Consider the following 12650-nt stretch of genomic DNA (forward strand, 5'->3'; position numbering starts at 1 on the left):
CTCAGCGCCCCCAACGCAGCACGACCGGATCGAGCCGCCGGGCGATCTCGATCAGCCCGGCGCGAGTGGCGGGATGCATCGCCGGCAGCGGCGCGCGCAACGTCTCGTGCGCGATGACGCCGCCCTCCTTCATCAGCGCCTTGCAGGCGGCGAGCCCGCATTGGCGGTTCTCGTAGTTGATCAGCGGCAGCCAGCGCTGATAGGCGTCGATCGCCTCGTCGCGCCGGCCCGCGAAATAAGGGTCGGTGATCTGGCGGATGCCGTCGGGATAGCCTCCGCCCGTCATCGCGCCGGTCGCACCGGCATCGAGATCGGCCATCAGCGTGATCGCCTCCTCGCCGTCCCACGGCCCCTCGATCGCGGGGCCGCCGGCCTCGATCAGTGCGCGCAGCTTGGCGGCGGCCTGGGGCACCTCGATCTTGAAATAGGCGAGGTTTTCGATCTCCCTGGCCATGCGGGCGAGGAACGGCACCGATAATGGCGTGCCGGCCACCGGCGCATCCTGCACCATGATCGGGATCGAGATCGCATCGGAGACGTGACGGTAGAAATCGTAGATCGAGGCTTCGGGCACCCGGAAGGTCGCACCATGATAGGGCGGCATGACCATGACCATCGCCGCGCCCAGATCCTGCGCGCGGCGCGAGCGCTCGGCGCAGACGAAGCTGGAAAAATGCGTGGTGGTGACGATCACCGGAACGCGGCCGGCAACATGCTCGAGAACGGTGACCATCACCCGCTCGCGCTCCTCATCGGTGAGCACAAACTGCTCCGAGAAGTTGGCGAGGATGCACAACCCGTGCGAGCCGGCATCGATCATGAAGTCGACGGCGCGCTTCTGGCCTTCGAGATCAAGCCGCCCTTCAGCGTCGAACACGGTGGGAGCGACCGGAAAGACGCCTTTGTAGGTCTGCGCGGCGGAAAGCTTCGGCATCTGTCACCTTCATGGGTTGTCGCGCGGACCGGCAAAGCCGGGGCGCGCGGGTCGTGCTGTCTGCGTATTCATTCGGCTGCGCCGTGACGGCGCAATCCGTCGAAGATCACACCGGTCATCGCCGCGGCGGCCGCATCGGCGTCGCGGGCGGCGATCGCCTCGACGATGCGCCCATGCGCCGCCACGGAAATCTCGTACTCGCTCTCGTCGACCGGCGCGCTCAAAAGGAAGGACGCCCGCAAGGCCGCCTCGACGACCGCACCGATGGAGCGCATGAACGGATTGCCGGAGGCATTGGCAACGAGCAGGTGCAGGCTGAGATCCGCCTCGGCGAAGCCGGGCGCCTCCCGTGCCGATTCGATCCGCATCCTGTCGATCGCAGCGGCCATCAGCGCGAGGTCGGCCTCGGTCCGACGCTCGGCGGCGAGCGCGGCGGCACGCGGCTCCACCGCCAGACGGATATCGGCGAGGTCACGCAGGAAGCGCTTGTCGATGCCGCCGTCGAGATGCCAGGCCAGCACATCGGCGTCGAACATGTTCCAGGCGGCGCGCTCGCGCACCACCGTGCCGATCCTGGCCTTGGTGCTGAGCAGCCCCTTGGCGACCAGCGTCTTGACGCTCTCCCGCAGGACCGGGCGCGAAACGCGGAAGCGCAGGATCAGCTCGGCATCGCCGGGGATCTTGGTCCCTTCCGGGTAGCGCCCTGCGATGATGTCGATGCCGATGGTGCGCGCCACCTCGGCATGGTTGGAATGCCCGCGCCTGGCGGGAATGACGAGGAGCGGGTTCATGGCGAGGTGACCCCGGCAGGGCGCCGGCGCCGCGCCACATGCAGCGTCGCCTGCTGGAACGCAATGAAGGCGAACAGCAGGAGGCCGGTCGCGATCTTCGCCCACCAGCTCGAAAGCGTGCCGTCGAAGGTGATGTAGGTCTGGATCAGGCCCTGGATCAGCACTCCGACGAAGGTGCCGAAGACAAAACCGTAGCCGCCCGACAGGAGCGTGCCGCCAATCACCGCCGCCGCGATCGCGTCGAGCTCGACCCCGACCGCCGAGAGCGAATAGCCACTCGAGGTGTAGAGCGAGAAGACGATGCCGGCGACACCGGCGAGAACGCTGGAGAGCGTGTAGATCGCGACCGTGGTGCGGCCGACATCGAGGCCCATCAGCGCCGCCGAGCCGCGACTGCCGCCCAGCGCGTAGACATTGGCGCCGAAGCGCGTGAAATGCAGCAGCGCCGCGCCCCCGAGCACCACCGCCAGCATGATCATCGCCGGGACGGTGAGGCGCGCTCCCCCGCCCAGGCGCAGGGCGTTGTCCGCGAGATCGGCATAGAGCGGCGCGTTGATCGGGATCGACTCGGTCGAGAGCAGGAAGCTCGCGCCGCGTGCCAGGAACATGCCCGCCAGGGTCACGATGAAAGCCGGCAGCTCGAAATACTGGATCGCAGCCCCCATCAGGGCGCCATACAGCGCGCAGATGACGAGGATCAGCGCGAAGGCCGCCATGGGCGGGATGCCGGCACGCTCGATCGCCAGGGCCAGGAACACGGTCGTGAAGCCGATCACCGCGCCGACCGAAAGATCGATCCCACCCGAGATGATCACGAAGGTCATGCCGACCGCGACGATGCCGAGAAAGGCATTGTCGGTCAGGAGGTCCATCACCACCCGGAGCGAGGCGAAATTCGGAAAGGCGATCGCGCAGGCGAGGAAGCCGAGGAGGAAGACGACCGTCGTGGCGGCAAGCGGCATGAAGCGGATCATCGGCTTTTCCCGCGCAGAAACGTGGCCAGCCCCGACAGCCGCGGCGACTGCGCCAGCAGCACGGCAAGCACAACCATCGCCTTGACGATCAGGTTCGTCTCCGGCGGGAAGCCCGACAGCAGGATGCCGGTGTTCATCGCCTGGATGATCAATGCGCCGACCACCGCCAGCACCAGGCTGAAGCGGCCGCCAAGCAGCGAGGTGCCCCCGATCACGACCGCGAGGATGGCGTCGAGCTCGAGCCAGAGCCCGGCATTGTTGGCGTCGGCACCAAGGATGTCGGCGGCCGCGACGACACCGGCCAGCGCGGCGCAGAGGCCGCACCAGACATAGGTCGCGATGGTGATCAATCGCGTGCCGACGCCCGCCAGAGCGCTCGCCTTGGCATTGGCGCCGGTTGCCTCGATCAGCAGCCCGAGCGCGGTGCCGCGCACGATGACGAGCGTCAGCACCAGCATCGCCAGCGTCAGGACCACGGGCGGCGGCAGGCCCAGCACCGAGCCGCCGCCGAACCAGGCGAGCGACGGCGAGGTGAAGGTGACGATGCGCCCCTCGGTGATCAGCTGGGCGATGCCGCGCCCCGCCACCATCAGGATCAGCGTCGCGACGATGGGCTGGATGCCGAACACCGCCACGAGGATGCCGTTCCACAGCCCGCACAGGAGGCCGGCTCCCAGGGCCGCGGCCAACACCACAGGCAGCGAATGGCTGTCCGCGAGGCTGGCTGCGATGGCCCCCGCGATGGCCATCACGGCCCCGACCGAGAGATCGATGCCGCGCATGGCGACGACCAGGACCATGCCGAGCGACAGGAGCGCCACCGGCGCGCCGCGATTCAGCACGTCGATCAGGCTCCCGAACAACCGGCCATCCTGCAGGCGGATCTCGAAGAATTGCGGCGAGACCAGCCAGTTCATCGCGAGGATGGCCAGCAGCGCCGCGACCTGTGACGTGCCGATACGGGGCAGACGGAAGGGCATGGCGCTCATCAGGCCGCCTGTGTTGCGTCGGCGGCGATCGCGCCCAGGATGCCGGAGACGCTGAGCGCGTCGCCCGTCAGGCGCGCGACATGGGCCCGGTCGCGCAGCACGATCACCTCGTCGGCATAGGTCACGATCTCCTCGAGTTCCGAGGAGACGATCAGTAGCGCCATGCCCTCGGCACAGAGCTTGCGGATGAGCTGGATGATCTCGGCATGGGCGCCGACATCGATGCCGCGCGTCGGCTCGTCGAGGATCAGCAGGCGTGGCTCCGTCGCGAGCCAGCGGGCGAGCAGGGCCTTCTGCTGGTTGCCGCCCGACAACAGGCCGATCGGACGTTCAGGGTCGGGCGGGCGGATGTCGAGCAATTCGATGAAGCGGCGCGCGATCGCATCCTGCTCGCGGCGCGACAGCGGCTTCAGCACGCCGCGCCGGGCCTGCAGCGCCAGGACGATGTTCTCGCGCACGCTCAGTTCGGCGACGATGCCCTCGGTCTTGCGCTCCTCCGGGCAGTAACCGAAGCCCAGCCGCAGCGCCTCGCCCGGGCTCGCCAGCTTGACCTCGCGGCCGACGACGGTCGCCGAGCCATGATCGGCGCGCTCGGCACCGAAGACGAGGCGGGCGGTCTCGGTGCGGCCCGAGCCGAGCAGCCCGGCCAGCCCGACGACGCGGCCCTTCTGCAAGGTGAGGTCGAAAGGCTCGACATAGCCGGCCTTGCCGAAGCCGGAGAAGGTCGCAAGGGTCTCCCCGCCTTCGCGATGGGGCGGGCGCGTGTGGGTTGCCTCGCTGAGCTCGTGTCCGAGCATCATGGTGACGAGGTCCATGCGCGGCATCTCGGCGACGGCAGCCGTTCCGGCGAGCCGGCCGTTGCGCAGCACCGTGATCCGGTCGCAGATGGCATAGACCTGATCGAGGAAATGGGTAACGAAGACGATGCCGATGCCGCGCGCCCGGAGCTGGCGCATGACGGCGAACAGCACCTCGACCTCATGGGCGTCGAGACTCGCGGTCGGCTCGTCGAGGATCAGCACGCGCGCCGAGAGGTCCACCGCTCGCGCGATCGCGACGATATGCTGGACCGCGACCGAATAGCGCTCGAGCGGGAGCGACACGTCGATATCGAGGCCGAACTCGGCCACCAGCGCCCGCGCGCGCCGCCGCATCTCACCTTCGCGGACGAAGCCGAGACGGGTCGGCTGGCGCCCCAGGAAGAGGTTCTGGGCAACCGAGAGGTTGGGCGCGAGATTGACCTCCTGATAGACGGTGGCGATGCCCGCCTTCGCGGCCTCCTTCGCCGAATGGGGCGCGATCTCCTCGCCGTTCAGCGTCAGGCTGCCCGCATCGCGCTGCACGACGCCGGTCATCGTCTTGATCAGCGTGGATTTGCCTGCCCCGTTCTCGCCCAGCAAGGCATGAATCTCGCCCGCATGCAGGGTGAAATCGACATGGTCGAGCGCGACGAAGCCGGCGAAGGACTTGCAGAAGCCGGTGGCGGTCAGGAGAGGAGATGCTTGAGGCTGGTCCATGAAACGGCTTTGCGCAACGGGAGGACGGCCGCTTTCCGCCGGGGCATGCCACGCTGAAAGCCGCAAGCGCCGAGGCAGAAGGGGATGACGACGCGCCGGCTCGAGACCGGCGCGCCGCTACTTCGGCTCAGTAGCCGAGACCCTTCTTGCTGTCGTAGATCGCCTTGGGATTGTCGGAAGCCGTGTAAAGCTTCGATTCCGTCTGGATCCATTTCGGCGGCACGGTGCCCTTGGCCTTGTAGGCGACGAGCGCGTCGAGGGCGGGCCCGGCCATGTTCGGCGTCAGCTCGACCGTGGCGTTGGCCTCGCCCGCCGCCATCGCCTTGAAGATGTCCGGCACGGCGTCGATCGAGACGGTCAGGATGTCCTTGCCGGGCTTCAGGCCGGCTTCCTTCATCGCCTGAATGGCACCGACCATCATGTCGTCATTATGCGCGTAGACGGCGCAGATCGACTTGCCGCCGCCTTCGGCCTTGATGAAGCTCTCCATCACCTCCTTGCCCTTGGCACGGGTGAAGTCACCAGTCTGGCTGCGGACGAGCTTGATGTTGGCCTGACCGGCGATGCCGTTCTCGAAGCCCTTCTTGCGGTTCGTCGCGACGCTGGCGCCGACCGTGCCCTGGAGTTCGACGACGTTGCAGGGCTTGGATCCGACGGTCTTCACCAGCCAATCGCCGGCGACCTTGCCCTCATGCACGCTGTCGGAGGTGACGGCGGTGAGATAGAGGTCCTTGCCGGCGGGATCGATGTCGCGATCAAGCAGAACGACCGGAATCTTGGCCTCCTTGGCCTCCTTCAGCACGCTGTCCCAGCCTGTCGACACCACCGGGGCGAGGAACACGGCATCGACGCCCTGGGCGATGAAGGACCGGATCGCCTTGATCTGGTTCTCCTGCTTCTGCTGGGCGTCGGCGATCTTGAGGGTGACGTTGCGCCGCTTGGCCTCCGATTTGGAAACCGTGGTTTCAGCTGCGCGCCAGCCCGATTCCGAGCCGATCTGCGAGAAGCCGACGGTCAGGTCCTTGGCCTGCGCATTGGCCGACATGGCGCCCGCAATCGCAGACGCGATCAAAATGCCCTTGAGCTTCATCATGATCCTCCTTGGGTGAGCCACGCCGCTTGATACGGCTTGTTGTTCCTCCTTATGGCACAGGCGCAGAGGCGGAGGAATAGTCATATTGTTTGACTATTGGATGATGATCGCGCGGGCCGGGAAGCGACGTCGGCAGATCCGGCTCGAGCGCGGCCTCGCGGGCCAGCGCGGGCCATTCCGGCCGGATCGGCGGTGAAGGCCGCGCGCCGGGATCAGCCTTGTGTCTCGCAGCCAAGCCGCTTCAACGTCTCCTCGACCCAGCTCCGATCGTAGCGGCGCTCCTCGATCGCGCGCCTCTGCTTCTGCTCGACCTGCTGCTTGGCCTGCGCGGCGGCGAAGACCGTCTCCGTCTCGTCGTAGGGCACGCAGAGCAGACCGTCCTCGTCGCCGATGACCAGATCGCCGGGTTCGATCACCATGCCGTCGAGCGCGATCGGCACGTTGATCTCGCCGGGGCCGTCCCGATAGGGGCCGCGATGGGTGATTCCGGCGGCGTAGACCGGGAAGTCATGGGCGGCGATCCAGCCCGCATCGCGGATCGCGCCGTAGAGCACCATGCCGGCAATGCCACGCGTCTGCGCATAGGCCGCCATCAGCTCGCCGATCAGGGCGTTGGTGAGATCGCCGCCGCCATCGACCACGACGACGTCGCCCGGCGCCGCCAGGTCGATCGCCCGGTGGATCATCAGATTGTCGCCCGGGCGCGTCTTCACGGTGAGCGCCGGCCCGGCCAGCATCCCGCCCTTGTGCATCGGGCGCAGCCGCGGCCCACCCGCCGTCATGCGCGACATCGAATCGCTGACATTGGCCACGGGCAGCGAACGGAAACGCGCGACGACCTCGGCGCTCACGGCACGCTCACGCTTCAGGATGCGGAAACCGATCATATCGACCTCGTCTGGCGGGAGAAAATGGATGAGAGCCCGAAGGGGCCAGCAAAGCGCCACAGCATCGACCTGAATATCGTATTCAGCCCGATGCTGCGCACCATTGTTTTCGTATCGGCTTTTCCCGAAAGCCGCATTCACCCACCTTCAGCCGAGCCGCGACTGCTCGCGAAACTGACGCGGTGTGACACCGGTCATCCTCCTGAAGGCGCGGCTGAAATGCGCCGGATCCGTGTAACCGGAGGAAAAAGCGACGTCGATGATCCTGCAATCGGTGTCGCGCAGCAGCTTGCTCGCATTTTCGTATCTGACGGTGTCGAGGAGGTCCGAATAGGAGAGACCGAGATGGGCGAGCCTGCGCTGAAGCGTCCGGATGCTGATACCCGCGATCTCGGCGACGTTGGCAAGAGCGGTTGTTCCCTCGTCGAGATAGGCCGGAAGCATCAGCTTGAGAAGATCGACGATATTGTAGGCGGACGGGCCGTCCTCATTGTCGGGTGGCGGCGCAAACGAGGCGGCCGAACGGTTTGGGAGGCCGAGCAGCATGGTCGGTACTCTGATCCAAGCGGCATGCTGGCCCGATAAAAACCGCACATTCGGCCAGCAGGATCGCGTCGCAGGGCTTGGCCCATGAGACGATTCAAAGCCGATCGCCGCCGGCATCCAGTCGGACCCTGCGAATTGCCGGACGATGTAGACCGAGAAGATGTTCTGGATCCACTGCGCGTGTTTCAGCTGCAGGGGCCATGGCCCGGTGAGCCTGCTGCAGACCCGCACGTGATCCGTGTCATGTTCGATCCACATGCTCAGGATGGTGTCTTCTCCTGACGCCTCGCGGCAGGCGTGCCGGAGCGCGACGAGCAGCGTCGGTGAATGCGCGATCAGGGCCCGCGTCTTTTCCCTCATATGCGAGAAATGCAGGCGCCGGGCGGCGAGGAAGCCGAAATCCTCGATACCTTGGCTTCTCTGGGCGGTCTCGACGAAGCGCAAGGCCGGCAGGAGCGGCAGGTAGAGCTCGCTCTTCTCGGCCAGGGACGATGGCAGCCGCGACCTCTCCAGGAGAGTTTCCGTCGGCGCGCCGATATCGTCCAGGATGCTGACGAAGGGCAGCAGAAACTGGCCGCGCGTCAACGGGATGTCAGCCATCAGGTCCACCGTCATCACAGGATCTGCACGTCCTCAGGCAGGCCCCTGAATCGCCTGAGGAGTGCAGAATAGCCATTTGCGGGTGGCGTGAAATGGCAAGACCGACAACCCGCATATGCACCAAGTATTCAAAATAGAGCAAGTCGGCTGAGCCGAAGATGATCCGTCGCATGGAGCGTCCACTGCTGGAAATTTTCGTCTCACGGAGATTCGGCAATGCGGCCTTCTTATTCGGAAATCCCGGGCTTTCGTACGTTTTAGTTCTAATTCGTCAAGTGAGCGTCACCGCAAACCTCCAGATCCCACCTCGTGATCACCATTGAATTGCTCGACCATCTGCGGATGGCCTCTGAGATTGCAGATTGAGGAGTTTTTGAATGCTGTCGAGAATTGACCAACTGGCTGTGCTCTCGGCCTTCGCACTCCTTGGGCAGGGCATCGACTTGACTGGTACCGGTGCTGCACTGGCGCAGGATGCAAATGCTGAGCTGGCTAAAAAACTCAGCAATCCCGTGTCGTCGCTCATCAGCGTGCCGTTCCAATTCAACTACGACCGAGGCTTCGGACCGAACCGTGGCGACCGGAAAACGCTCGACATCCAACCGGTCATCCCGTTCTCGTTGAACGCGGACTGGAACATCATTTCCCGGACCATCGTCCCCGTCATCTGGCAGCACGACATAGCAGGGCCCTCCGGCTACCAATCCGGTCTAGGAGACATCACCCAGAGCTTTTTCATTTCCCCGACGCAGCCGACCGCCGGTGGGATCATCTGGGGCGCAGGTCCTGTCTTCCTGCTGCCGACGGCGACCGACGATCTGCTCGGAGGCGGCAAGTTCGGAATGGGTCTGACTGCCGTCGTTCTGAAGCAGGAAGGGGCATGGACGATCGGCGCACTTGCAAACCACATCTGGTCCGTTGCGGGGCGGGGAGACAGGTCCGACATCAGCGTGACCTACCTGCAGCCCTTCATCGCCTACAGGACATCGGACGCCTGGACGTTCACGCTCAATACCGAGAGCACCTATGACTGGAAGGCTGAACGATGGTCGGTGCCCATTAACGTCCAGGTTTCGAAGCTTATGAAATTTGGCGAGCAGCCGGTGAGTCTCACCGCAGGCGTGCGCTATTGGGCGGCCGCGCCAAAGAACGGGCCGCATGGCTGGGGCCCCCGTGTGGGGTTGACGTTCCTGTTTCCGACATAGGCGCAGTTGGCGCTGCAACACTGGTTCTGTCGCGCCGCGGTGAACTGACGATTCGGCAATCTGGTGCGCCGCCCTTGGGGAGGGAGCACAACCGGTCGCGATTGTCGCGAAATGGCAAGACGGACAGGCCGCCCATGCACGAGATGCTCGTGACGACATTCGCCGGCCAATCGGGCCGCGATCACGTGCTGCAGCAAGCCGAAGCGCTCGCGCAGATGCCGTTAGGCAGGCTAGGCAGGGGACAAGCAGCAATGTCAGGCGCAACGGCGCGCAATCTTGCCATCGGTTGGCTGTCGGCTGCGTTGTGTGGACCCGTTTTGGCGTCCGATCTCCGGCAGCCCGCCGCGCCACCAGGGCCTGCCCTCGCATCGGCGCCGAGCTTCTCGGTTACCAGCTACATCTGGGCGACCGCGATCGACGGCAGGAGCGCGACGCTGCCGCCACTGCCGCCCGCGGATATCAATCTGCGCTTCCGCGACGTGCTCAAGGAGTTGAACGGCGCGATGATGGCGTCCGCCGAGATGCGCATCGAGCGCTGGAGCGTCCTGGTCGACGGGCAGTTCTCGCAGGTGACGACGGGTGGCAATCTGCCCGGCCCCTTCTTTTCCGCGCTGAAGCTGCGCTCGCAGACTACGACCCTGCAGGGCTCGGTCTTCTATCGCGTCTATGAAGACACCGTTCTTGCGCTGGATGTGGGGGCTGGCGTCCGGTTCTGGAACCTCGACACCAAGCTCGAAATCCTGCCCGGCCTCGCCAATCTTCGCATCGACCACCGTCAATCGCAGATGTGGGCCGACCCGATTCTCGGCGCCCGGCTCGGCGTGAAGCTCGACGGTCCGTGGAGCCTGACGGTGGCGGGCGACATCGGCGGCTTCAGCGCCGGCTCGCGCCTGACCTGGCAGGCATTGGGCAGCGTCAACTACGCCTGGAGCGAAAACCTGACGCTGAAGGCCGGCTATCGCGCGCTTCATGTCGATTATCGCAGCGGCAGCTTTTCATACGACGTGACGCAGCACGGGCCTGCGGTCGCGGCAACGTACCGATTCTGACCGGGGCCTTGATGAGTTCGGCGATGTCGAAAGGGATGGGAATGTCGATGACAGGGACTGCGCTTCGGAGCGCTGGAGCTACCACGCTTGCACTGCTCGTCGCGCTCTGCGGGCAGGCCCTGGCGCAGGCGGGCGAAGCCCGGCCAGAGGTCACCGACCCGCATTTCAAGATCGCGCCCGGCTATCTGAAGCGATCCGATCTGCCGAACAGCCTGGTCCTGCTCGGCCCGCCTCCAGAAGCAGGCTCGGCTGCGCTCGCCCGGGACGAGGAAGCGCGAAAGGCGACGCTTCCCTTGCGAAACACCGCGCGCTGGAACCTCGCCCGTACCGATGCAGACCTCGCCTTTCCGCAGGCTGCCGACAACTTCTCCTGCGCACTGGGCGTGAAGATCGACAGCCGGCAGACGCCGCGCCTCTCCGCGATGATGCAGAAGGTGCTGTCGGATTTCGGCCTCTCCACCTATGGCGTGAAGAACAAGTACAACCGGGTCCGCCCCTTCGTGGTTCACAACGAAGCGACCTGCCGGGCGGATCAGGAGGCCATTCTGCGGAATGACGGCTCCTATCCGTCGGGGCACACGGCCGCCGGCTGGGGCTGGGCCCTCGTCCTCGCGCAAATCAGCCCCGAGCACGCGGATGCGCTGCTCAAGCGTGGCATCGAGTTCGGGCAGAGCCGCGTGATCTGCGACGCGCATTGGCAGAGCGATGTCGATGCAGGCCGGATCATGGGCGCGGCGACCGTTGCACGACTGCAAACCGACCCGGCCTTCCTCGCCGATCTCAAGGCCGCGAAGGCAGAAGTGAAGGCGGCGAAGGCGAAGCGGCCGCTCTCGGTATCCGAATGCGCCGCGGAAGCGGCTGCGCTGTCGGCGCAGTAACGACGAGCACATGGATCAAAGACACCAATGAGGTACCGTTCGATGCGCATGACACTGCTCTCCAGCCTAAGTTTCCTCGTTCTCGCGCCGTGCGTGGCGTTCGCCCAGCCGGTTGCGGTCAATGTCGACAACTTCAAGCGAGCCGAGTCCGATTTCTATATGGCCAAGACGGTCGATGCGGGCGCTCTCGGCAAGTTCGTCCACAACAGGACGCCGACGCCGATCGACAAGCAGCCCGTGGTCCGGATGAACCGGGATACGCTCTATTCCCAGGCGATCTTCGATCTCGACGCCGGCCCGGTGACCATCACCCTTCCAGACGCCGGCAAGCGCTTCGTCTCGATGCAGGTCATCAGCGAAGATCACTACACCCCGATGGTGGTCTACAAGCCGGGCCGCACGACGCTCACCCGGGACAAGGTCGGCACCCGCTACGTGTTCGTTGCGGTTCGCATCCTTGTCGATCCCAACGACAGCAAGGACCTCGCGCAGGTTCACGCATTGCAGGATGCGCTGAAGGTGCAGCAGAAGTCGGCCGGCAAGTTCGAGGCCCCGAATTGGGACCTGGTTCAGCAGAAGAAGATCCGCGAGGCGCTGGAAACGCTCTCCGCTGCATCGGGCGACTTCAGCAACGCTTTCGGCCCGAAGGGCAAGGTCGACCCGGTCAAGCATCTGCTCGGCACCGCGTCCGGCTGGGGCGGCAACCCCGACAAGGACGCATCCTACCCCTCGGTGACCCCGGCCAAGAACGACGGCAAGACGGTCTACAAGCTCAGGCTCAAGGATGTTCCCGTCGACGCGTTCTGGTCGATCAGCGTCTATAACGACAAGGGCTTCTTCCAGAAGAACGATTACGACGCCTATTCGGTCAACAGCATCACCGGCACGAAGAGCGCTGACGGAGCGATCGACATTCAGTTCGGCGGCTGCGACGGCAAGATCGCGAACTGCCTGCCGATCACGGAGGGGTGGAACTACACATTCCGGCTCTACCGACCCCGTGCCGCGTACCTGAACGGCACATGGAAGCTGCCGGTGGCGCAGCCTGCATCGTAGAGGGCATCAACCTCCTTCGCTCGGCCCGGCAAGCAGCGGTCATCGCCCACCGAGGCTTGCCAGCCGGGATTTCGATCCGCATGTCGTCGTTTGGGACACAGAGATGCGGATGACAGGACCGGCCTGAAGCC

The 12650-nt window shown here is 65.4% G+C and carries 12 protein-coding genes; 4 read left to right on the forward strand and 8 right to left on the reverse strand.

The window, feature by feature from the left end; translation table 11 throughout:
* Position 1 precedes the first annotated feature (1 nt).
* The 8 genes from AB6806_RS14225 to AB6806_RS14260 all read right to left on the reverse strand — a co-directional run bounded on the left by AB6806_RS14225 (position 2) and on the right by AB6806_RS14260 (position 8346).
* Positions 2–934, reverse strand: coding sequence for a dihydrodipicolinate synthase family protein (locus AB6806_RS14225; protein ID WP_370954790.1), 933 nt, complete (start codon positions 932–934; stop codon positions 2–4).
* A 68-nt stretch (positions 935–1002) separates the two neighbouring features.
* Positions 1003–1725 carry a FadR/GntR family transcriptional regulator gene (locus tag AB6806_RS14230; RefSeq protein ID WP_038367182.1) on the reverse strand — a complete coding sequence of 241 codons (723 nt, stop codon included), beginning with the start codon at positions 1723–1725 and terminating at the stop codon, positions 1003–1005.
* The gene (yjfF, locus tag AB6806_RS14235; RefSeq protein WP_370954791.1) at positions 1722–2699 is read right to left on the reverse strand and encodes a galactofuranose ABC transporter, permease protein YjfF; all 978 of its coding nucleotides are present in this window, start codon (positions 2697–2699) and stop codon (positions 1722–1724) included. Before yjfF ends, AB6806_RS14230 begins: the two co-directional genes overlap by 4 nt.
* Positions 2696–3679, reverse strand: a complete 984-nt coding sequence (locus AB6806_RS14240; protein ID WP_038367312.1) for an ABC transporter permease — start codon at positions 3677–3679, stop codon at positions 2696–2698. The genes yjfF and AB6806_RS14240 overlap by 4 nt, the downstream gene beginning before the upstream one ends.
* 8 nt (positions 3680–3687) lie before the next feature.
* The gene (locus tag AB6806_RS14245) at positions 3688–5205 is read right to left on the reverse strand and encodes a sugar ABC transporter ATP-binding protein (RefSeq protein WP_370954792.1); all 1518 of its coding nucleotides are present in this window, start codon (positions 5203–5205) and stop codon (positions 3688–3690) included.
* 127 nt (positions 5206–5332) lie between these two features.
* Positions 5333–6295 carry a galactofuranose ABC transporter, galactofuranose-binding protein YtfQ gene (gene ytfQ / locus AB6806_RS14250; protein WP_113251885.1) on the reverse strand — a complete coding sequence of 321 codons (963 nt, stop codon included), beginning with the start codon at positions 6293–6295 and terminating at the stop codon, positions 5333–5335.
* A gap of 215 nt (positions 6296–6510) precedes the next feature.
* Positions 6511–7185 carry an RraA family protein gene (locus AB6806_RS14255; RefSeq protein WP_038367173.1) on the reverse strand — a complete coding sequence of 225 codons (675 nt, stop codon included), beginning with the start codon at positions 7183–7185 and terminating at the stop codon, positions 6511–6513.
* A gap of 147 nt (positions 7186–7332) precedes the next feature.
* The gene (locus AB6806_RS14260; protein ID WP_370954793.1) at positions 7333–8346 is read right to left on the reverse strand and encodes a helix-turn-helix transcriptional regulator; all 1014 of its coding nucleotides are present in this window, start codon (positions 8344–8346) and stop codon (positions 7333–7335) included.
* Between the two features lie 362 nt (positions 8347–8708).
* Here AB6806_RS14260 and AB6806_RS14265 point away from each other — a divergent pair, with 362 nt between their 5' ends.
* The 4 genes from AB6806_RS14265 (at position 8709) to AB6806_RS14280 (ending at position 12519) form a co-directional block, all read left to right on the forward strand.
* Complete coding sequence (locus tag AB6806_RS14265; RefSeq protein WP_112762584.1) at positions 8709–9536, forward strand: transporter; 828 nt, start codon at positions 8709–8711, stop codon at positions 9534–9536.
* Between the two features lie 134 nt (positions 9537–9670).
* Complete coding sequence (locus AB6806_RS14270; protein ID WP_370954794.1) at positions 9671–10585, forward strand: outer membrane protein; 915 nt, start codon at positions 9671–9673, stop codon at positions 10583–10585.
* Between the two features lie 47 nt (positions 10586–10632).
* Positions 10633–11463, forward strand: coding sequence for an acid phosphatase (locus AB6806_RS14275; protein ID WP_370954795.1), 831 nt, complete (start codon positions 10633–10635; stop codon positions 11461–11463).
* 42 nt (positions 11464–11505) lie between these two features.
* Positions 11506–12519, forward strand: coding sequence for a DUF1254 domain-containing protein (locus AB6806_RS14280; RefSeq protein ID WP_370954796.1), 1014 nt, complete (start codon positions 11506–11508; stop codon positions 12517–12519).
* The last annotated feature ends 131 nt before the right edge of the window (positions 12520–12650 follow it).

This window comes from Allobosea sp. RCC_152_1 (assembly GCF_041360765.1).
Lineage (GTDB): Bacteria > Pseudomonadota > Alphaproteobacteria > Rhizobiales > Beijerinckiaceae > Allobosea > Allobosea spartocytisi.

Excerpts from the sequence above, each read along its gene's own strand:
- AB6806_RS14240 (WP_038367312.1), bottom strand. The coding sequence starts at position 3,679 with ATGCCCTTCCGTCTGCCCCGTATCGGCACGTCACAGGTCGCGGCGCTG.
- AB6806_RS14275 (WP_370954795.1), top strand. The coding sequence starts at position 10,633 with ATGACAGGGACTGCGCTTCGGAGCGCTGGAGCTACCACGCTTGCACTG.
- yjfF (WP_370954791.1), bottom strand. The coding sequence starts at position 2,699 with ATGATCCGCTTCATGCCGCTTGCCGCCACGACGGTCGTCTTCCTCCTC.
- AB6806_RS14245 (WP_370954792.1), bottom strand. The coding sequence starts at position 5,205 with ATGGACCAGCCTCAAGCATCTCCTCTCCTGACCGCCACCGGCTTCTGC.
- ytfQ (WP_113251885.1), bottom strand. The coding sequence starts at position 6,295 with ATGAAGCTCAAGGGCATTTTGATCGCGTCTGCGATTGCGGGCGCCATG.
- AB6806_RS14225 (WP_370954790.1), bottom strand. The coding sequence starts at position 934 with ATGCCGAAGCTTTCCGCCGCGCAGACCTACAAAGGCGTCTTTCCGGTC.
- AB6806_RS14270 (WP_370954794.1), top strand. The coding sequence starts at position 9,671 with ATGCACGAGATGCTCGTGACGACATTCGCCGGCCAATCGGGCCGCGAT.
- AB6806_RS14255 (WP_038367173.1), bottom strand. The coding sequence starts at position 7,185 with ATGATCGGTTTCCGCATCCTGAAGCGTGAGCGTGCCGTGAGCGCCGAG.
- AB6806_RS14230 (WP_038367182.1), bottom strand. The coding sequence starts at position 1,725 with ATGAACCCGCTCCTCGTCATTCCCGCCAGGCGCGGGCATTCCAACCAT.
- AB6806_RS14265 (WP_112762584.1), top strand. The coding sequence starts at position 8,709 with ATGCTGTCGAGAATTGACCAACTGGCTGTGCTCTCGGCCTTCGCACTC.
- AB6806_RS14260 (WP_370954793.1), bottom strand. The coding sequence starts at position 8,346 with ATGACGGTGGACCTGATGGCTGACATCCCGTTGACGCGCGGCCAGTTT.
- AB6806_RS14280 (WP_370954796.1), top strand. The coding sequence starts at position 11,506 with ATGCGCATGACACTGCTCTCCAGCCTAAGTTTCCTCGTTCTCGCGCCG.